Origin of the sequence: Streptomyces sp. NBC_00388 (assembly GCF_036061255.1) — a bacterium.
Classification (GTDB): domain Bacteria; phylum Actinomycetota; class Actinomycetes; order Streptomycetales; family Streptomycetaceae; genus Streptomyces.
Genome location: NZ_CP107948.1, coordinates 2,850,061 through 2,869,355 on the forward strand (window position 1 = coordinate 2,850,061; position 19,295 = coordinate 2,869,355).

General features: G+C 72.2%; 16 protein-coding genes. 6 read left to right on the top strand and 10 right to left on the bottom strand.

What is annotated here, in order from left to right; genetic code table 11:
- Positions 1 to 77: 77 nt before the first annotated feature.
- The 10 genes from OG917_RS12950 to OG917_RS12995 all read right to left on the bottom strand — a co-directional run bounded on the left by OG917_RS12950 (position 78) and on the right by OG917_RS12995 (position 13,755).
- On the bottom strand, positions 78 to 359 hold the full coding sequence (locus OG917_RS12950; RefSeq protein ID WP_003968811.1) for an HU family DNA-binding protein: 282 nt from the start codon (positions 357 to 359) through the stop codon (positions 78 to 80).
- A 300-nt stretch (positions 360 to 659) separates the two neighbouring features.
- On the bottom strand, positions 660 to 2,093 hold the full coding sequence (locus OG917_RS12955) for an NAD-dependent malic enzyme (RefSeq protein ID WP_328317739.1): 1,434 nt from the start codon (positions 2,091 to 2,093) through the stop codon (positions 660 to 662).
- Between the two features lie 473 nt (positions 2,094 to 2,566).
- The gene (locus tag OG917_RS12960) at positions 2,567 to 4,996 is read right to left on the bottom strand and encodes a HelD family protein (RefSeq protein WP_328317740.1); all 2,430 of its coding nucleotides are present in this window, start codon (positions 4,994 to 4,996) and stop codon (positions 2,567 to 2,569) included.
- A gap of 227 nt (positions 4,997 to 5,223) precedes the next feature.
- Positions 5,224 to 5,805: a CGNR zinc finger domain-containing protein gene (locus OG917_RS12965; protein WP_328317741.1), complete on the bottom strand. Its 582-nt coding sequence runs from the start codon at positions 5,803 to 5,805 to the stop codon at positions 5,224 to 5,226.
- Between the two features lie 89 nt (positions 5,806 to 5,894).
- A complete protein-coding gene (locus OG917_RS12970; protein ID WP_328317742.1) occupies positions 5,895 to 6,434 on the bottom strand; it encodes a GNAT family N-acetyltransferase in 540 nt (179 codons plus the stop codon).
- Positions 6,435 to 6,666: 232 nt separating this feature from the next.
- A complete protein-coding gene (locus OG917_RS12975) occupies positions 6,667 to 7,824 on the bottom strand; it encodes a uroporphyrinogen-III synthase (protein ID WP_328317743.1) in 1,158 nt (385 codons plus the stop codon).
- 209 nt (positions 7,825 to 8,033) lie between these two features.
- Complete coding sequence (locus tag OG917_RS12980) at positions 8,034 to 9,254, bottom strand: acyltransferase family protein (protein WP_328317744.1); 1,221 nt, start codon at positions 9,252 to 9,254, stop codon at positions 8,034 to 8,036.
- The gene (locus OG917_RS12985) at positions 9,251 to 11,398 is read right to left on the bottom strand and encodes a bifunctional polysaccharide deacetylase/glycosyltransferase family 2 protein (protein WP_328317745.1); all 2,148 of its coding nucleotides are present in this window, start codon (positions 11,396 to 11,398) and stop codon (positions 9,251 to 9,253) included. Before OG917_RS12985 ends, OG917_RS12980 begins: the two co-directional genes overlap by 4 nt.
- Before the next feature lie 261 nt (positions 11,399 to 11,659).
- Positions 11,660 to 12,385, bottom strand: a complete 726-nt coding sequence (locus tag OG917_RS12990) for a hypothetical protein (RefSeq protein WP_328317746.1) — start codon at positions 12,383 to 12,385, stop codon at positions 11,660 to 11,662.
- A gap of 377 nt (positions 12,386 to 12,762) precedes the next feature.
- Positions 12,763 to 13,755 carry a LysR family transcriptional regulator gene (locus OG917_RS12995; protein WP_328317747.1) on the bottom strand — a complete coding sequence of 331 codons (993 nt, stop codon included), beginning with the start codon at positions 13,753 to 13,755 and terminating at the stop codon, positions 12,763 to 12,765.
- An 84-nt stretch (positions 13,756 to 13,839) separates the two neighbouring features.
- Between OG917_RS12995 and OG917_RS13000 the strand changes: the two genes are divergently transcribed.
- From OG917_RS13000 to OG917_RS13025, 6 genes are all read left to right on the top strand, one after another.
- Positions 13,840 to 15,204, top strand: coding sequence for an MFS transporter (locus OG917_RS13000; RefSeq protein ID WP_328317748.1), 1,365 nt, complete (start codon positions 13,840 to 13,842; stop codon positions 15,202 to 15,204).
- A gap of 131 nt (positions 15,205 to 15,335) precedes the next feature.
- Positions 15,336 to 15,833 (top strand): GNAT family N-acetyltransferase, encoded by a 498-nt coding sequence (locus OG917_RS13005; RefSeq protein ID WP_328317749.1) that lies wholly within the window; start codon positions 15,336 to 15,338, stop codon positions 15,831 to 15,833.
- Between the two features lie 66 nt (positions 15,834 to 15,899).
- A complete protein-coding gene (locus OG917_RS13010) occupies positions 15,900 to 16,640 on the top strand; it encodes an SDR family NAD(P)-dependent oxidoreductase (RefSeq protein WP_328317750.1) in 741 nt (246 codons plus the stop codon).
- A 203-nt stretch (positions 16,641 to 16,843) separates the two neighbouring features.
- The gene (locus OG917_RS13015) at positions 16,844 to 18,121 is read left to right on the top strand and encodes an MFS transporter (protein WP_328317751.1); all 1,278 of its coding nucleotides are present in this window, start codon (positions 16,844 to 16,846) and stop codon (positions 18,119 to 18,121) included.
- 294 nt (positions 18,122 to 18,415) lie between these two features.
- Positions 18,416 to 18,748: a hypothetical protein gene (locus OG917_RS13020; protein WP_328317752.1), complete on the top strand. Its 333-nt coding sequence runs from the start codon at positions 18,416 to 18,418 to the stop codon at positions 18,746 to 18,748.
- Positions 18,749 to 19,034: 286 nt separating this feature from the next.
- Positions 19,035 to 19,292 carry a hypothetical protein gene (locus OG917_RS13025; RefSeq protein WP_328317753.1) on the top strand — a complete coding sequence of 86 codons (258 nt, stop codon included), beginning with the start codon at positions 19,035 to 19,037 and terminating at the stop codon, positions 19,290 to 19,292.
- Positions 19,293 to 19,295 lie beyond the last annotated feature (3 nt).

Sequence of the window (19,295 nt, forward strand, 5' to 3'; positions counted from 1 at the left end):
GCGGGCCCCGGACATGCCTGAGGGCGGCCCACCCTTGCCGGGTGGCCGCCCTCAGGTCCGTGCTCTGCGCTTGGGGACTACTTGCCCTTGGCGGCTTCCTTGAGCTTCGAGCCCGCGGAGACCTTCACGCTGTAGCCGGCGGGGATGTTGATCGGGTCGCCGGTCTGCGGGTTACGCGCGGTGCGAGCGGCACGGTGCGTGCGCTCGAAGGTCAGGAAGCCGGGGATGGTGACCTTCTCGTCGCCCTTGGCGACGATCTCGCCGACCGTCTCGGCGAGAGCGGCCAGAACGGCGTCGGCGTCCTTACGAGTCACCTCGGCACGATCGGCCAGGGCGGCCACCAGCTCACTGCGGTTCATGTTGTTACTCCCGTGTTCTTCTTGCCTGTAAGGCGTGAGATCGAAGCCGATGCTGCCAGGGCCCTAGGACAGTCCCCGGACCCGGGTCTGACGTCAGACCCTCGCGCCCGAATATGCATCCTGCCCCCACTTACGGCGGTAAAGCCAATCCGGCACTCACCGGAGTCACACGAACGCGTCACTGTTCCGGGGTGGTGACGCTCCGTCGACTCCGTGAAACCAGGCTGTGGGCGCCCATGGCTCATTTCCCGCCACCCTAGAGGGGCGTTCAGCGCCGCGAGTCCCGCGACGCGCCGGGCGTCAGGCGGACGTGGGCGCCGCGGCGGCCACACCGGCCGCCTTCGCGGCCGACCTGACCGCTCCCGCGACCGCCCCGGCGACCTTGTCGTTGAAGACCGAGGGGATGATGTAGTTCGCGTTGAGCTCGTCCGCGCCGACGACGTCGGCGAGCGCGCCCGCGGCGGCCAGCATCATCTCGGTGTTGACGGTGCGGGACTGCGCGTCCAGCAGACCGCGGAAGACACCCGGGAAGACCAGCACGTTGTTGATCTGGTTCGGGAAGTCGGAGCGGCCGGTGGCCACAACTGCCGCCGTCTGACGGGCGATCGCCGGGTCGACCTCGGGGTCCGGGTTCGCGAGCGCGAACACGATCCCGCCGTCCGCCATGGCGGCGACGTCGTCGCCGTCCAGCACGTCGGGAGCCGAGACGCCGATGAAGACGTCGGCACCGACCACGGCCTCCTTCAACGTGCCTGTCACACCTTCGGGGTTGGTGTTGTCGGCGATCCAGCGCAGCGGCGACTCGGGCGCGGCGTCGACCAGGTCCGCGCGGCCCGCGTGCACCACACCGTGGATGTCGGCGACGACCGCGTGCTTGACGCCTGCGGCCAGCAGCAGCTTCAGGATGGCCGTACCGGCCGCGCCGGCGCCGGACATGACCACACGGACCTCGCTGAACCCCTTGTCCACCACGCGCAGCGCGTTGGTCAGCGCGGCGAGCACGACGATCGCGGTGCCGTGCTGGTCGTCGTGGAAGACCGGGATGTCGAGGGCCTCGCGCAGGCGCGCCTCGATCTCGAAGCATCGGGGCGCCGAGATGTCCTCCAGGTTGATGCCGGCGAAGCCCGGCGCGATGGCCTTGACGATCTCCACGATCGCGTCGGAGTCCTGGGTGTCGAGGCAGATCGGCCAGGCGTCGATCCCGGCGAAGCGCTTGAAGAGGGCCGCCTTGCCCTCCATGACCGGCAGTGCGGCCATCGGGCCGATGTTGCCGAGGCCCAGCACGGCGGAGCCGTCCGTCACCACTGCAACCGAGTTGCGCTTGATGGTGAGCCGGCGGGCGTCCTCGGGGTTGTCCGCGATCGCCATGCAGACGCGGGCCACACCCGGCGTGTAGACCATCGAGAGGTCGTCACGGTTGCGGATGGGGTGCTTGGACGCCATCTCGATCTTGCCGCCGAGGTGCATCAGGAAGGTACGGTCGGAGACCTTCCCGAGCTCGACCCCCTCGATGCCCCTGAGCTGCTGGACGATCTGGTCGGCGTGGTCGGTGGAGGAGGCGGCGATGGTGACGTCGATGCGCAGCTTCTCGTGGCCGGAAGCGGTGACGTCGAGGCCGGTGACCGAGCCTCCGGAGGATTCCACGGCCGTGGTGAGCTGGCTGACCGCGGTCCCGCTCGCGGGGACCTCCAGACGCGCCGTGATCGAGTACGAGACGCTGGGCGCCGTTGCCATGGCCGACTTCCTTTGCTTTTCCTGGCTGTTCAGTAAAACGCATCCGATGGTCGCACCTACCAGCCAGTAGCTGGTAATGGGACCTCCGATTCGGAAAGTGTTTTCCACCATACGAGAAAGTGCCTGGTCGGGGAAGCCCCCAGCGGCGACAGCTCGCAGAAAGATGCATCACGGGCGGTCACGGTGCGTCACACGGCCTGGCCGGACACGCCGGAGGACCCGGTCGCACGAGAAAGGTCCGCACCACCCGAGGGCGGTACGGACCTTTCCTGTGAAGTAGGCGACACCGGCCCGCCATGCTCGCCTCGCGGCAAGTGGTCGCTCTGAGCGACGAAGGTTGGGCCCGGGGGCTTGGATCGAACCGGTGTCACCGACCAGGTTAACAAACCACCCGCGAAAGTGATTCCCTCACGCGCATTGACTTCCGGCCCGTCACGAGGGCCGGACGCCGCGGCTCCCGGCGGGCCGGTCCTTCAGTCCCGAAGCAGGTCCGGCACACCGCTGTCGTCCGGCGCGTCACCGGCCGCCGAGACCACCGTGAGCTGCTGTGTCGCCCGGGTCAGCGCCACGTACAGCACCCGCAGCCCGGCCGGGGACTCGTCGGCGATCTCCGCGGGTGACACGACAACCGTCGCGTCGTACTCCAGCCCCTTCGCCTCCAGGCTGCCCAGCGCCACCACCCGGTCACCGAGCCCGGCCAGCCACTTCCTGGCCTGCTCGCGCCGGTTCATGGCGACCACCACGCCGACCGTCCCGTCGACCCGGTCGAGCAGCCGCCCGGCCTCCTCCCGCACGGCGCCCGCCATGTCCCCGTCCCGTACGACCGCGAAGCGCGGCTCGACACCGGTGGAGCGGACAGCTGACGGCGACTCCATTCCCGGCATCGCCAGCGCCAGCACCCTGGCCGCGAGCTCCGCGATCTCCGCCGGGTTGCGGTAGTTGACGGTCAGCGTGAAGTGACGGCGCGGGCGGGCGCCGAGTGCCTCGTCACGGGCCTGGGCCGCCTCGTCCGGGGCCGACCACGACGACTGGGCCGCGTCGCCCACGACCGTCCAGGTCGCCTGGCGCCCCCGGCGTCCGACCATCCGCCACTGCATCGGCGTGAGGTCCTGGGCCTCGTCCACGATGACGTGGGCGTACTCGGTGCGCTCCTGGGCCAGCCGCTCGGCCCGCTCCCACTGGGTCTCCTCGCGGTGCGGCATCAGCTCCTCAAGACCGGTGAGCTGGTCCAGCGGGTCGTACTCGCGCTTCTTCCTGGGCCGGTGCGGGGCGCCCAGCAGCGCCTGCAGCTCGTCCAGGAGCGCCACGTCGTGCACCGAGAGCGCCTCGCGCCGGAGCGAGCGCGCCAGCTTGCGCACCTCTCCCTGGTTGAGCACCCGGCGGGCCCAGCGGCCGAGCCTGCGCTCGTCGGACATCGCGGCGAGCACACCGCGCGGGGTCAGCTCCGGCCACCAGGCGTCCAGGAAGCCGGTGAAGCTGTCCTCGGCCGAGACGTCGTCGTCGAAGGACGACCGCAGCTCGGCGGCGAGTTCCGGGTCACCCGAGTACGCGGACGCGCCCCGGGCCCGGCCGCCGGACTTCGCCCACAGCGCGTCGAGCAGCAGCCGCCTCGCCCGCGGGCGCAGCAGGTTGACCGGGGCGGTACCGCCGAGGACGTTGTGGCGGATGCGCTGGAGTTCGTCGGCGTCGAGTTCGAGCCGGCCGCCGAACACGACCACGCGCAGCCGGTCCGGCGTCACGGGCGCCCCCGTCTCCTGCGGATCCTGCGCCTGCCCCGGCTCCCCCGCCTCGCCGGTGTCGCCGAAGGACAGCTGTCCTTCCGTCTCCCGGCCCGCCGCGCCGCCGCGGGACCGCTGCCGGGCCGGGCGCTGCGCCGGGTTCTCCAGCGCCCCGCGCGCCGCTCTGCGCAGCACCTGGAGCATCCGCGACGAACCCTTGACACGGGCGACGGCCGGATCGTCGTACGCCGTCGCCTCCGCGCCGTCCACCAGCGAGCCCACCGCGCGGATCGCGACCTGCCCCTCCTCGCCGAGCGAGGGCAGCACGCCCTCGGTGTACGCCACGAGCAGCGGCGTCGGCGAGACGACCAGGATGCCCCCCGCGTACTTGCGGCGGTCCTGGTAGAGCAGGTACGCGGCGCGGTGCAGCGCGACCGCCGTCTTGCCGGTGCCCGGACCGCCCGACACCTCGGTGACGGATGCGGCGGGCGCCCGGATCACCAGGTCCTGCTCGGCCTGGATGGACGAGACGATGTCCCGCATGGTGTGGCTGCGGGCCTGCCCGAGCGCGGCCATCAGCGCACCGTCCCCGATGACGGCGAGCGGAGCCCCGTCCAGGGCCGCGGTCAGCTCGGGGCGCATCAGGTCGTCCTCCACCCCGAGGACCTGGCGGCCCTTGGAGCGGATGACCCGTCGGCGTACGACCCGGCCGGGCTCGACCGGTGTCGAGCGGTAGAAGGGTGCGGCAGCCGGGGCTCGCCAGTCGATGACCAGCGGAGAGTAGTCGGAGTCCAGGACACCGATGCGGCCGATGTGCAGGGTCTCGGCGACATCGGCGGTGTCGTCGGGGCGTACGGCGTCGTCGGCCGGCTCGACGGCGGTGTACGCGCCGTCCGGGCCCTTCTTGCCGTCCTTGCCGTGCAGCAGGTCGATACGTCCGAAGAGGAAGTCCTCGAACTCGTTGTTGAGGCGGTTGAGGTGGATGCCGGCCCGGAAGACCTGGGCGTCCCGCTCGGCGAGTGCGCCAGGCGTGCCGACCTGGCCGCGCTGGGCGGCGTCGTTCATGAGGAATTCAGCCTCGTGGATCTTCTCCTCAAGGCGTCGGTACACCTGATCCAGGTGCTCCTGCTCGGTCGCGATCTCGCGGTCTCTGACCGAGTCGACAGCGGCGTCCTGCGCGGCCACTGAGGCCCCCTTCTTGCATGCATTGGGCGACCGTCAACCTTATGCGAAGGGGGAGCGTATGTCAGGCGGCGTTCCGGCGGCGTTCCTGCGGCCTTGGTCCGGACTTTCGTGGGCGTTCAGCGGGCGGCCGGCGCGGCGGGGCGCACCGGCCGTGCGGGAGGCCCTCCGCCGGCGGGCCGAGTGCTGCGGGCCGCCGCGCCGCGGGGGGCCGCCCACGCGCCCCGGCCTCAGGTGCGGGCCGCCACGGCCGCCCTGCGGCGGTGCCTGGCCACCCGCTCCCGGTTGCCGCAGACCTCGCTGGAGCACCATCGGCGGCGGTGACCGCGGGAGGTGTCGAGATAGAGCCGCCGGCAGTTGTCGCCCGCGCACTGGCGCAGCAGCGCGCGGGCACCGGCGTCGGTGAGCAGGTCGACGGCGTCGCGGGCGACGACGGCGAGCAGGGCGTCGCGCTCCGGGGCCGCGGCCAGCTCCCTGACGAGTCGGCCGCCCTCGCCACGTACCGCGCGCAGCCCCGGTGGTGCGCCCGCCGCACACGCGTTGACCTGCTCCAGAGCCCTCTCCGCGGGGCGGCCTGCGATCTCTTCCCGGATCAACTCGGCCACACAGGAACGGAGTTCGGTGAAGGCCCGCAGCCACCCTGCGCCGATGGCCGGGAGCGCGGTACCGGCCGGGACGAGTCCCGCTCCGGTCAGCCAGGCGGCGAGCCGCCGCCCGCAGTCGAGTTGGTCGACGGAATCCGTCCCCGTCGCCACCAGGTCCAGGCAGATGCGCCCGGAGTCGAACCGCAGCTCGTACGCGTGCGAACCCATACCTCTTACAGTGCCCGGCGAGCTGCCGGGCCGTAACCCCCGCCGCAGGTGCGCTTGGGAGGTACTCCTGACCGATACCGGTGCCGGTCTCAGTTCCGGTCGTGCAGGATTCGCTGGAAGAGGCGGTGGTCGCGCCACTCTCCGTCGATGTGCAGGTAGCGGGGCGCCACCCCGAAGGACTCGAAGCCGCACTTGGTGAGCACCCGCTGGGAGGCAACGTTGTCGAGCAGCGTCCCGGCCTCGACACGGTGCAGCCCGAACTCGTCGCGGGCGATCCGGCAGACCTCCTCGACCGCGCCGGACGCCACACCGCGACCGGTGCAGCCCGCGTCGACCCAGTAGCCGAGGACCGCGCTGCAGAGCGGTCCGAGGATGATGTTGTTGAGGGTGATGGTCCCCACGATGTTCCCGGTACCGGTCTCCTCCAGCACCCATGGCATCACCCGCCCGGCCTCCCGCTCGGCCAGCGAGCCCCGGAGGCGCTCCAGCTGGCCGTCGGCGGTGTAGAAGGACTCGGGCCTCGCCGGATCCCAGGGCCGCATGTGCTCACGGTTGCGGTCGAGGACGGTGGCGAGGGCTTCGGCGTCGGAGAGCTCGACCGGACGCAGCCGTATCTTCTCGGTCATCATCCCGGCACGTTAACGCCACGGGCCCGCCGCCACGGCCGCCGGGTCGGGTCGGGTCGGGTCGGGCCGGGCCGGGCCGGGCCGGGCCGGGCCGGGCCGGGCCGGGCCGGGCCGGGCCGGGCCGGGCCGGGCCGGGCCGGGTCGGGTCGGGCCGGGTCGGGTCGGGTCGGGTCGGGTCGGGTCGGGTCGGGTCGGAGGATCGTCCCCTCCCCTGCCGCGCCGCGACCGCCGCACCTCACCCGCCGTCGCCGTCGCCGTACGCCGGGTCCTCCGCCGGATCGAGCTCCAGCCGGTAGCCCCGCTTGACCACCGTCCTGATCAGGTCCGGCGCTCCCAGCGCCGCCCGCAGCCGGGTCATCGCCGACTCCACCGCGTGCTCGTCGCGACCCGCCCCCGGGAGCGCCGCCAGCAGGTCCGCACGGGACACCACCCGGCCAGGACGGCGGGCCAGCGCCCGCAACAGGGCCATTCCCGCCGGCGCTACGGGGTGGGGAACACCGTCCACCAGGACAGCCCGGCCGCGGATCTGGACCCGGTGTCCCGCGACGGACAGCACAGCGCCCCGGGACGGGAGTTCCTCGCAGAGCACCTGCACCAGCGGTCCGAGCCGGAAGCGTTCGGGCTGGAGCGTCTCGACGCCCTGCGCCTCAAGAGGCAGGGCGGTGACCGGGCCCACGCAGACCGCGAGCACCCCGCGACCGAACGCGGCGAGCAGCCCGGAGTGCAGCCCGCGGGCCTCCGCACGGGCCAGCAGCGAGGTCGCGGCGGGCGCACTCGTGAAGGTCAGGGCGTCGACCGACCCGGCGAGCGTCGCGTCGAGCAGCCGGTCGAGCGGACCGATGTCCTCGGGCGGCATCCACCGGTACACCGGCACGCCGACCACGTCCGCGCCACCGCCCCGCAGCGCCTCCACGAAGCCGGTCAGCGGCTCCCCGTACAGCTGAACCGCGATCCGGCGGCCCGCCACCCCCTGCGCCAGCAGCCGGTCGAGCACCTCGGCCATGGACTCCGACGCGGGCGACCAGCTCTCCCGCAGCCCGGCGGCCCGGATCGCCCCCGTGACCTTGGGGCCGCGGGCGAGCAGTTCCGCCCCGCGCAGCCGCGCGGTCAACGCCTCACCGAGCCCCCAGCCCTCAGCCGCGTCGAGCCAGCCGCGGAAGCCGACCGCGGTGGTCGCGACGACGGTGTCCGGGGCGGTGGCGGCCAACGCTTCCGTAGCGGCACGGAGTTCGCTGTCATCGGCGAGCGGCACGGTACGCATGGCCGGGGCGTGCTGGACCTCCGCGCCCCGCCGCTGGAGCAGCGCGATGAGATCCTCCGCCCGCCGGGCGGCGGTGACGCCGACGGTGAACCCGGCGAGTGGGCCCTGTTGGGGTGGTGCGGTGTCGTGCATGGTGCGTGAGCCTCCCGGGAGCGCGTGACGGGCCCCGGCCCCACCGGCGCTCCCCTGCTGCCCCGCCCTGCCGGCGCACCGGGGCCTGCCGTGGCTGAGCTGCGGCGTCGCCGGGTCCGGAGCCGTACCGCGAAGGTATACCGCCGGGATCGCGACAGGACAGGCGGAGCGGAGCGAGCGCGTGCGGCAGCCGTCGGCCTGCCGCGCTCTCACCCAGGAGTGCGACGCGGGGCGGCGGGGCGACGGCGCCGTGCGCCGTCCGGCCAGAGTTGCGGGCGGCGTCCGGCGGCGAGGTCCTCGATCCAGCCGACGGCCGGCACGATCAGCGCGATCAGCGGCCAGACGGCCAGGAACATCCACACGCTGTACGTCGCGGTCAGCGCCGAGTCGAACCGGCCTTCGATGAACGGCACGTTGTAGAGCTGGTCGACGACCGGCACGGTGGCCATGATGAGGGCGTTGTGCCAGAGGTAGATGGTCACCGCCCGGTTGTTGGTGAGCGTGATCACCTTGTCGAACCTGGCCAGCCCGGGCGGGAGTTCGCGCCAGCTCGGGGAGTACGCGAGGAGCAGCGCACACGCACCGAACGACCAGGTGGCCTGGGCGAGCGGGATGTCGTTGAGGTCCCAGCCGTCGGGGCCGAGATGGCCGTGCGCCCACCAGAGGCCGAACCCCATGACGGGGACGGCGCAGGACACCAGGAAGTAGCGCGGCACCTTCTTGAGCAGCCCGTCCTGGTGCGCGAAGCCCAGGATCCAGCAGGAGCCGTAGACCGCGAAGTCGGTGAGGGCCAGGCCCGGTTCGCCGGGGACCGTCACCAGGCCGGTCCCGACGACCGCGGTCAGGACGAGCGGGGCGAGCAGGGTGGGCCAGGGCAGCTTGCGGAAGGCCCGGAGCAGCAGCGGCGAGAGCAGCACGAACCAGAGGTAGGCACGCAGATACCAGAGCGGCCCCACCGCCTGGTCCGGCCAGTCCAGGTCCAGCCACCCCGACGCGGAACCGAGCGCGTCCGGGTAGGGCGGAGCGCCCACCGGCACCAGGTAGAGCAGCACCTTGGAGACGGAGGGGCGCCACCCCGCGTACATCATCATCCCCACCATCAGCGCCGCGAACGCCCAGAGCGGCGGGAGGAGGCGGCGGAGCCGGCCGCGGATGACGCCGAGAGCGGGCCGCCCCAGCGAACGGGCCATCAGGGAGCCGGCGAGGGCGAACATGACTCCCATGGAGGGGAAGACGACCGACAGCCAGGCCCACCCGAACAGGTGGTAGAAGACGACACGGACCAGTGCGGTGGTCCGGAGCAGATCGAGATAGCGGTCACGGCCCGGGGCGGGGGCGAGGGCGGGCCCCGAAGCCGTTCCTGCCGGTCGCGTCGCGGGTGGCGCAGGGGCGGGGACGGACGCCCCGGGCACCGGTGTGGTGGCGGTCACGCGACGGGCCTCCGGTTCTCGCTGCGGGTGTTGTCCCCGTCGCTGACGGGCCGGCGCGGTGCTGGCGGCGTGCCCGGGGTGGCGACCACTCCGGTACGGCGCAGCTTCTGCCAGCGCAGCCTGCCGCCGGTGAGCGCGGTGATCCATGACTGGAGCAGCACGACGTACATCAACTGCCGGTAGAGGATCTGCTGGAGCGGCAGCGAGACGAGATGGCGCATCCGCTCGCGGTCGAGCCGGAAGGCGTACGCGGCGCACACCGCCTGCACGGAGAGCACGGCGAGCCATGCCAGCACCGTCCTCTCCGTCGGGCCGAAGATCAGCCCGTACAGCAGGAAGACATCGATGAGCGGGGCCAGCAGGGGTGCCAGCACCATGAAGAGCGCGACCAGTGGCAGTCCGACCCGGCCGAACCGTCCGGAAGGCCCGCGCTCGACCAGGGCGCGCCGGTGCTTCCAGATCGCCTGCATCGTGCCGTACGACCAGCGGTAGCGCTGCGACCAGAGCTGCTGGACGCTCTCCGGCGCCTCGGTCCAGGCGCGGGCGTTCTCCGCGTAGACCACGCGCCAGCCGTCGCGGTGCAGGGCCATCGTGATGTCGGTGTCCTCGGCGAGGGTGTCCTCGCTCAGGCCGCCGACACGGTCGAGTGCCGTCCTGCGGAAGGCACCGACGGCTCCGGGGATGGTGGGCATGCAGCCCAGGACGTCGTACATCCGGCGGTCGAGGTTGAAGCCCATCACGTACTCGATGTGCTGCCAGGCGCCGATGAGGCTGTCCCGGTTGCCGACCTTGGCGTTGCCCGCGACCGCGCCGACCGCCGGGTCGCCGAAGGGCTGCACCAGCTCGCGCACGGTGGCCGCTTCGAAGACGGTATCGCCGTCCATCATCACCACGAGGTCGTGCCGGGCGTGTGCGATGCCGTTGTTGAGCGCGGCGGCCTTGCCCGCGTTGGGCTGGCGCACCACCCGGACGCCGGGCAGCCGCAGCGCTTCCACGAGGTCCGCCGTGCCGTCCGACGAGCCGTCGTCGATGACGACGACCTCGATGGGGTGGTCGCTGCCGGCCAGCGAACGGACGGTACTGACGATGCAGGCGGCTTCGTTGTACGCCGGGACCAGCACCGACACGGGTTCGGTGACCGGCGGCCCCCAGCGGAAGCCCGGTGCGCGGACCTTGCGGGCGTGGAGGAAGGAGAGCACCAGCATCAGTGCGAAGCGGGCGAGTACCAGCACACCCACGACGGCGAGGCAGCCGATCAGGATGCCGGAGATGTCGTCGGAGAGCCCGACGGCGAAGACGAACGCCTTGCCGCGCCACAGCTCGGCCCCGCCGACCGGGGTCTGTGCCGACGGCGCGCCCAGTGCGTCGGTGAGGCTCGCGAACGTGTAGCCCCTGCGCTGGAGTTCGGGCAGATAGCGGCCGAGCGCCGTGACGGTCTGGGCGCGGTTCCCGCCCGAGTCGTGCATGAGGACGACAGCACCCCGGCCGCCGCCGGGGGTGGCGTTGCGCAGGATCGTGGCGACGCCGGGGCGCTGCCAGTCCTCACTGTCGACGGTGTCGAGCACGGTGATGTAGCCGCGGCTGCCGATGTACTTCACCACCGGCCAGTTCTTGTCGTCCAGCGCGTCGGCGAACGACGAGTAGGGCGGCCGGAAGAGGGAGGAGCGGATACCGGCGGCGCCCGCGATGGCCAGCTGGGTCTGCGAGAGCTCCCGGTCGATGCGGCTCTTCGACTGGTATGACAGGTCGGGGTGGTTGAAGGTGTGCACACCGACCTCGTGGCCCTCGTCGACCATGCGCCTGACCAGCCCGGGATAGCGGGAGGCCATGGTGCCGGTGACGAAGAAGACGGCGTGTGCGTGGTACTTCTTCAGCTCGTCGAGGACCTTCGGGGTCCACTCCGGGTCGGGTCCGTCGTCGAAGGTCAGCACGATCCGGTGGTCGGGGATGCGCAGACTGGTGGGTTCGCCCTTGGACCGGGCGTCGATCACCGGGCCGCCGTCGAGGATGTGGCCGGGGACGTCGCCGGTCGGGGCCGGCGGGCGGACCCGGTGGTCGGCGACGATCTCGCTGTGCACGTAGCCACGCATCACGAGCACCCCGAAGAGGGCGACGAGCAGGAGCAGCGGCAGGAGGTAGCGCATCGGTGGCCTGCGCCGGAGCGACCGCTGGGGACGGCCGGGTTTCGCCGAACGTCCGGCGGGCGCGGGGCTGTTGCCGGGCGTTGCCTGACCTGCGGGGCTCGCGGAGCCCGAGCCGGAGCCGGAGCCGGAGCCGGAGCCGCCGGACGGTATCGGTCCGGCGGGGGTGGCCGGGCGGGCGGGCGCCGCGGTTCCGGCAGCTCCCCCCGCTCGTGCGGTTCTCTTCGCTCGTGCGGCTCTCGGCCCTCGGACAGTTCTCATTGCCTACGGTGTGCTCTCTGAAGGTGCGGACTGCTCGGGTCCGGCCGGCGCGGTCGCGCTGCCCGAAGGGGCCGGTGCGGAGGGGGACGGCAGGTGCCCGCCGCCGGAGGGCGGAGCGGAAACCGGCGCCGGATCCGCGGAGCTGCCGGGCACCGGGACGGGCGGCGCGGGCCTGCGGGGCTTACCCGGCGCCCCGGGTGTACGGGACGGAGCCGCCCGGGGCCCGGCGGGCACGGGTGCGGCCCACACCCCGTGGGAGACGGCGGTCGCCGGCCTCGGCGCTCCGGTGGACGCGGCGTCCACCGGGACCGGGGCCGCAGTCGCCCCCGGGACCTGCTCCCCCGGCGCAGGCGATGCCACGGGCTCTGCCGGGTCCCTGACGCTGTCCGCCTTCTTCCCGTCGGCGGGCCCGGGGATCAGCAGCCAGGGAGCGGTGGAGCTCCCGCCGACGACGGTGGAGACCAGCAGCGCCGCATAGGAGGCGCACGCGAGGGCGACCAGCCAGCCGATCCGGCGGTACTTCCGGCCACGGCGACCGCTCGCGTCCACGAAGACCGGGGTGTCGGGGGCCGGGGCGTCACTGATCGGGGCTTCGGGGACCGGGGGCGCATCACCGCCGCCCGGACGGGCGAGGGTGTCCGGGCCGCCGGGCCGGGCCGGGCCGGGGAGCTCGCCGGGGCCGGTGAGCGTATCCGGAGCGCCACCCAACAACGCGCGTACGCCGGGCACTTCACATCCACCGGACACTTCATGCACCCCTGACACGTCACGCGCCCCGGACACGTCACGCGCCCCGGGCACGCTCCGACCGCGCGCTCCGTACGACCCGCGCGCCGTACCGACACGCTGCAGGGGGCCGGGCAATTCCCTGCCCGCTCCGTCCAGTTGGACCGTCACATCGTGCGGCTCATACATCTGCCCGAAACGGGCGCCTTCTCGCCATTTTTCCACCACTGTCAGCACATCCCCCCAAGGTCGATTCACTGCGCGTCATTGACCGGACGGATGCCGCCGGACCGAGTCCCCACTCAGGCCCGGGCGCCCCCTGCCTCGCTGCGTCCGGTGGGCGAATCTAGCGCAGGTTCAAGCCACTTCAGGACGGTTGTTCACAGTTGCTCATATGCCCCCCTGATCTGCCCGAACATCGCCATGTCCACGGCAGGCAGCCAGGAACCCGCGGGCCGGTCCAGCCAGCCGTGGGCGGTCACACCCTCGTCGATCACCTGATGAAGTGCACTGAGGCCCGGGTGTCGCAAGGATTTTCGCCACACGAGCGAGATCGGTGACAGCGGCACGGGATCGACCAGCGGACGCAGCACCATGCCCGGGACCCGGATGAACTCCGTGCTCGCCAGCACCGACCAGCGGCGTTTGCGCATCACACGCGTGAACTCCTCCGCCCCGTCGATCTCCGGGAACGGCTCGGCCAGCGAGATCCCCCGTCCGGCGAACAGCCGCGCCGCGAGGTCGGTCCACTCCGCGGTGGCCGGATTTCCCGCTGCCGCGTAGAGCGTCTCCCCGGCCAGCCCGTCCAGCGGGACCTCGGCGAGGGGAGCGAGTCGGTGGTCGTCGGGGAGCAGGACCGCCATCCGTTCGAACCGGACCGGCCGGTGATCGAGCAGGCCGATCACCTCCGGGGCCAGGCCGGCGATCCGGCCCGCCGAGACGTCGAGGCGCCCCGCCACGATCTCCGCCGCCCCGCCCGTCAGGCCAGTGTGGAAGCGCGCCACGAACTCGACGTCGGGCGCGATCTCGCGAGCCCGCGCCAGCACCTGGGAAGCGGTCCCGACCGGCGCCCCCACATCGACCAGCAGCGGGCGCTCGTCATACGTCCAGGCCGCGGCCAGTTCGTCGTACGCCGCGAGCACCCGCCGGGCGTAGGGCAGCAGCCGCACCCCGTCGGCCGTGAGCGAGACCTGCCGGGTGGTCCGCACGAACAGTTCGGCGCCCACCTCCCTTTCCACCCGCCGGACATCACGGCTCAGCGCCTGCTGGGCCACGTAGAGCCGGGCGGCGGCGCGGGTGAAATGCAGATCCTCGGCGACGGCGACAAAGGCGCGCAGCAGACGGGGCTCGATGTCCGGAAGGCGCTGAGGCATCCGGCGAACCTACAACGCAACCGCGTCAATCGGCCCCGGACAGGTGTTGGACCGGACGTCTTCCGCCCGCGGAGGCTGGTGACCATGCCGGAGCACACACCCACCCCCACGCCCCTCGCCGGACCTCCCCCTGCCGATGGCTCAGGCCCCGACGGCCGCCCCGGCCCCGCTCCGCGTACCGCGGGCGGCGCACTCGCCCCGTACCGCAGGCTGCTGGGGACCCCCGGAGCGCGCGCCTTCACCGCGGGCAACCTCCTCGCCCGGCTCCCCATGGGAATGTTCAGCGTCAGCGCCGTGATCATGATCGCCGGGGCGCGCGGGTCGTACGCGCTCGCAGGGACCGTCACGGCCACCGGCCTCGCCGCCACCGCGGTCGTCGGCCCGTGGACGGCGCGTCTGGTCGACCGCCACGGCCAGGGCCGGGTCGCCGTGCCCGCCACCCTGCTCGCGGCGCTCGGTTCACTGGCCCTGCTGCTCTGCGTGCGGTACGACGCGCCCGACTGGACGCTGTACGCCGCCTACGCGGCCACCGCCACCACGCCGAACACGGGCGGCATGTCCCGGGCCCGCTGGGCGCACCTGCACCGCGGCGACCCGGACACCCTGCACACCGCCAACTCCTTCGAACAGGCCGTGGACGAGCTCTGTTTCATGCTCGGCCCCGTGGTGGCCGCGTTCCTCTGCTCGTCGCTCTTCCCGGAGGCGGGCACCCTGGTGGGAGCCGTCCTCCTGGTCAGCGGGGTGCTGGTTTTCGCCGCCCAGCGCGCCACGGAACCACCGCCCGCGCCCCGTACGGCGGCGACCCGCTCGCCGCTCCGTGCCCCCGGATTCCCGTCCCTGACCGCGATCTTCCTCGCGACCGGCGCGGTCTTCGGCGCCATGGAGGTGACCACGATCGCCTTCGCCGACGCACAGGGCCACCGCCAGGCGGCCGGCGCGGTCCTCGCACTCCAGGCCGCCGGATCGTGCGCCGCCGGCCTGCTGTACGGGTCGGCCCGCCCGGCGCGGAACGTGCGCGGACGCCTGCTCGGCTGCCTGGCCGCCATGACCGTACTGATGACGGGCCCCCTGGTCGCCGCGTCGGCCACCGGCTCCATCCTCGCCCTGGGCAGCACGCTCCTGGCGGCGGGAGCGGCCACCGCTCCGACCATGGTCACCGGGATGACGCTGGTGCAGCGGAGCACCCCGCAGGGCCAGTTGAACGAGGGGATGACGCTGGTCGTGACCGCTCTGCTGGGCGGCATCGCAGCGGGTTCGGCCACGGCGGGCTGGGTGGTGGAACACGCCGGCGCCCCCGCCGGATACACGGTCCCCACCTCGGCGGCGGCCCTGGCCCTGCTGCTGTGCGCGGCGACGTACCGGGGCGGGGCCGGCCCGGGTCACGGACCGGCCGGGGCCGGGCCGCAGGTCGACTCGGGCGACTCAGGCGACTCTGCGGACGCCCCTTAGAGGGAGCGGGCCGCCGAGCCGTCGATAGGGATGCTCCGCCGGGCGGAAACAAGCGCGTAGCGATACGCGGCGGCGGTACGCCGGGGCCCCGCCCCTGGCGGGCGGACGGCCGGTTGCCTACAGTCCTGCCCATGCCCGGACTCCATCGACTCCGCCTCGACCACGCCCCCGCGCTCCTCGCCTTCGAGCAGGAGAACCGGGCCTACTTCGCGGCCTCCATCCCCGACCGCGGCGATGACTACTTCGCCCGGTTCGCCGAGCGGCTCCGGGACCTGCTGGCCGAGCAGGAGGCCGGGATCTGCCACTTCCACCTGCTGATCGGTGCCGCGGGCGAGATCCAGGGACGGATCAACCTGGTGGACGTGGCGGACGGCAGCGCCACGCTCGGCTACCGGATCGCGGAACGGGCCTCGGGACGCGGGCTGGCCACTTCCGCCGTACGGGAGGTGTGCCGCCTGGCCGCAGGCGACTATGGACTGACCGCGCTACAGGCTGCCACCACCCTCGACAACGCGGCGTCCCGGGCCGTGCTGGCCCGTACGGGATTCGCCGTCACCGGCGGGACGCGGCTCTCCGGACGCCCCGGGCTGACGTTCCTCCGCAGCCTTGAGGGCCTTTCCGCCGCGTGAGACGGCACCTCCCCGCTGTGGGACGGCGCGGAACGGACCGGAGCAGGCGTGGCAGGATCTCGCGGCATGAGGAGCGAACCGACGGACCGGCCCGTCGCCCTGGTCAGCGGATCCACGTCGGGGATCGGGGAGGCCGTCGCACGGAGGCTGGCGGCCGACGGGATGCGGGTCGTCGTGCACTCACGGCGCAGCGTGGAGGCGGGTGAGGCGCTGGCCGCCGAGCTCGGCGGTGCGTATCTGAGGGCAGATCTCGCCGTGGAGGAGGAGGCCGGGGGGCTGGTCGAAGCGGCGCTCGAACGGTTCGGACGGCTGGACGTCCTGGTGAACAACGCGGGCATCAGCCGGCCGATCCCGCACGACGACCTGGCCGCGGCGACACCGGCGGACTGGCGGCAGCTGCTGGAGGTCAACCTGATCGCCCCCTGGGTGCTGTGCACGGCGGCACTGCCGGCGCTGCGCCGGTCCCCCGCGGGCGGCAGCATCGTGAACATCACCAGCCACGCGGGGGTGCGCCCCAAGGGCGCGTCGGTGCCGTACGCGGCGAGCAAGGCCGCGCTGAATCACACGACCCGGCTGCTGGCAGCCGCGCTCGGACCGGACGTACGGGTCAACGCGATCGCTCCGGGGCTGGTGGACACGCCGATGACGGCGGGCTGGGCCGAGGCGCACGAGCTGTGGCGGGACCGGGCGCCCATGCACCGCCCGGCCCGGCCGTCCGACGTGGCCGGCCTGGTGTCCTCGGTGATCGCCAGCGCCTACCTCACCGGCGAGGTCATCGTGCTCGACGGAGGGCTCAATCTGACCTGAGGGCCGCCCCGCCCTTCCCCGGAGAGTGGGCACCGGACGCCGCACCAGCGTCCGGCCGCACTTCCGGCCCTCCGGAGCCGCTGCGTACAACGCATGGTTGTGTCTCCGTGGTGAAGCGGTTGTTTGCCATCGCCCTGCGCCACTCGCTTTGATGCCCGGTGGACGGCGTGAGGCGGTCCGGACCGGCGAGAGGTGCGTGGGGCATGACAGGCAGAAAGGCCCTTGGCCGGCGGTTCGGGTGGCTGTGGGCAGCGTTCGCCATCAGCTCGTACGGCACGGGGTTCGGGTTCGGCGCCTTCCCCCTGATCGCGATTCTCGTACTGCACTCCGGACCGACCCAGGTGGCAGCGCTGGCTGCGGCGGGGCGGGCGGTGGGAGCGGTGATCGCTGTGCCGCTCGGCCCCTGGGTGGAGATCTGCCGCAAGCGGTCGGTCATGGTGGTCATGGACCTGATCCGGTTCGCGGCGATGATGACCATCCCCGCCGCGTTCGCGCTCGGCCGGCTCACCTTCACCCAGCTGCTCGTCGTCTCCGTCGTCGTCGCCACGGCCAACATCGCCTTCAAGGCGGCCTCCGGCGCCTGTCTGAAGTCACTCGTGGCACCGGAGGACCTGCTGATCGCGAACGGCCGCTTCGAGTCCACGACATGGACGGCGACCGTGGTCGGACCGCCACTCGGCGGGGCCGCGATCGCGGTCTTCGGCCCCATGACGACCGTGGTGGCCGATGCGGTCAGCTACCTGCTCTCGGCACTGGGCATCCGCGCCATCGGCGGGACCGACCCGCGCCCCGCCCGGACCGGAGCCCTGCGGCTGCGCGCAGGCGACCTGCTCGAAGGATGGCGCTACATCCTCACCCACTCCGGCCTGCGCCCCCTCTTCCTCAACTCGGTCGTGGTCAACGGGCTGATCATGGCCTCCGAGCCGCTGCTCGCCGTACTCCTGCTGAACCACCTCGGCTTCGCACCCTGGCAGTACGGCCTGGTGTTCGCGGCCCCCTGCGTCGGCGGTCTCGCCGGCTCACGCCTCGCGTCCCGGCTCGTGAAGCGGTACGGGCAGCGCCCGGTCATGCTCACCTCCGGGGCGCTGCGTGCGTGCTGGCCTCTCGGCCTGGCGTTCGTCCAGCCCGGCGTCCCCGGGATCGTGCTCGTCATCGCCGTCCAGCTCTCCCTGGTCACCTGCTGCGGAGTGTTCAACCCGGTGCTGGCCACCTACCGGCTCGACCACACGGACCCGGACCGCATCGCCCGCACTCTTTCGGCCTGGGCAGTCAGCAGCAGCGCCTCCATCGCGGCCCTGACGGCGGCATGGGGCCTCCTCGCCGCGGCCACGAGCCCTCGTATCGCCATCGCAGCCGCGGGGATCCTCCTCCTCGCCACTCCCCTGCTGCTTCCACGCCGCCCACGCGAGAAAGCCCGCCGGAACAGTCTCACCGGTACCGGCGGCCTGGAGGCCGACGATCGCACGGCCACGCGCACGTAAGGGCTGTCCCGTAATCCCCGGCGGGCGCACGACGACAGCTACGGCGCCTCGCCGCGTTGCCGGAACGCCCGAATACATCCAGTATGCGAGCGCCCCTCCGCCTTGCGATGCACCGCATCCGACGCCCCGCGCTGATCCACCAGGGATTACGGGACAGCCCTTGGGCAGGGTTCACCAACACCCACGAGACCGGCACGAAAGGCGGCACTCCGGCTACGGCACGCCGGGAGTGGAAGACCATTTTCACAATCCCAAACCCCGTGCAAGGATCGATGGTTGCGAAGGGGGAGGGCCGTGGCAGACGACAGCGAAGCAACAAAGGTGGACAACCCGGACCGAGAGCGGCTGATGGGCCTGAAGCAGCAGCTCACAAAGGAGCAAGCCGACCTCGTAGGGGCGCTGAAGCGGGCGGCAGCGGATATCGGGAATGGTGGCCGGGACTCCAAAAAATCTTGGGTCGGCAAGAACGCCGATAAATGGCACAGCGACGTGACCGGCCGCCGCAAAACCGTGCGTACGCGAATCGACCAGGTGATCGCAGATATTCAGCGTGAAGTCGACCAGATGCCGGAGAAGGTCACCCCCGAGGAAGCTCAGGCAATGAACCGCAACAGGCGTCTGCCATGAGGACATCTCGGAACTGCCTGAACATCTGACATGGGGGAGGAAGCCCACGCATGGCCAGGGTAAATCAAGGCACCCAGAACGTTTTCTCCGGGATAGATCCGGGCCCCCTCAAGACCACAATCGATTCCATACAGCGGGATCAGGAGAACCTCTCGAACCGGGCGTCCTACTACAAGACACAGCTCGCTTACTACGGCCTGGGGGGCAGGAACTCTCCGACGTCGTGCACGTAGCGAACTGGGCCAGAGACGAACTCCCCCTGCTGAAGCAGCGATACCACTTGAGCATGAACACGGAAAATGACCCGTATCCCCACTCCGGCGGAATGGTCCAGATCTCCGAGTCGCAGGTCTCGCGCGCCGCTATAGCGGAAGCAGCCAGAGAAGCCAAGCGCGGCGCAGAGCTCGCCAGGAAGGATCCCAAGGACCTCTCCCCCGCGGAGTTCGACGAACTGAACGCGATCCTCGCGCTGAACAACGACCAGTACCCGTTCGCGGAGAAGTTCGCCACGGCCCTCGGACCGAGCAGGACGCTGCAGTTCTGAGAG

What these genes read in the sequence shown, in the direction of transcription:
- OG917_RS12950 (WP_003968811.1), bottom strand. Translation starts at nt 359, where the DNA reads ATGAACCGCAGTGAGCTGGTGGCCGCCCTGGCCGATCGTGCCGAGGTG.
- OG917_RS12955 (WP_328317739.1), bottom strand. Translation starts at nt 2,093, where the DNA reads ATGGCAACGGCGCCCAGCGTCTCGTACTCGATCACGGCGCGTCTGGAG.
- OG917_RS12965 (WP_328317741.1), bottom strand. Translation starts at nt 5,805, where the DNA reads ATGGGTTCGCACGCGTACGAGCTGCGGTTCGACTCCGGGCGCATCTGC.
- OG917_RS12970 (WP_328317742.1), bottom strand. Translation starts at nt 6,434, where the DNA reads ATGATGACCGAGAAGATACGGCTGCGTCCGGTCGAGCTCTCCGACGCC.
- OG917_RS12975 (WP_328317743.1), bottom strand. Translation starts at nt 7,824, where the DNA reads ATGCACGACACCGCACCACCCCAACAGGGCCCACTCGCCGGGTTCACC.
- OG917_RS12985 (WP_328317745.1), bottom strand. Translation starts at nt 11,398, where the DNA reads ATGCGCTACCTCCTGCCGCTGCTCCTGCTCGTCGCCCTCTTCGGGGTG.
- OG917_RS12995 (WP_328317747.1), bottom strand. Translation starts at nt 13,755, where the DNA reads ATGCCTCAGCGCCTTCCGGACATCGAGCCCCGTCTGCTGCGCGCCTTT.
- OG917_RS13000 (WP_328317748.1), top strand. Translation starts at nt 13,840, where the DNA reads ATGCCGGAGCACACACCCACCCCCACGCCCCTCGCCGGACCTCCCCCT.
- OG917_RS13005 (WP_328317749.1), top strand. Translation starts at nt 15,336, where the DNA reads ATGCCCGGACTCCATCGACTCCGCCTCGACCACGCCCCCGCGCTCCTC.
- OG917_RS13010 (WP_328317750.1), top strand. Translation starts at nt 15,900, where the DNA reads ATGAGGAGCGAACCGACGGACCGGCCCGTCGCCCTGGTCAGCGGATCC.
- OG917_RS13015 (WP_328317751.1), top strand. Translation starts at nt 16,844, where the DNA reads ATGACAGGCAGAAAGGCCCTTGGCCGGCGGTTCGGGTGGCTGTGGGCA.
- OG917_RS13025 (WP_328317753.1), top strand. Translation starts at nt 19,035, where the DNA reads ATGAACACGGAAAATGACCCGTATCCCCACTCCGGCGGAATGGTCCAG.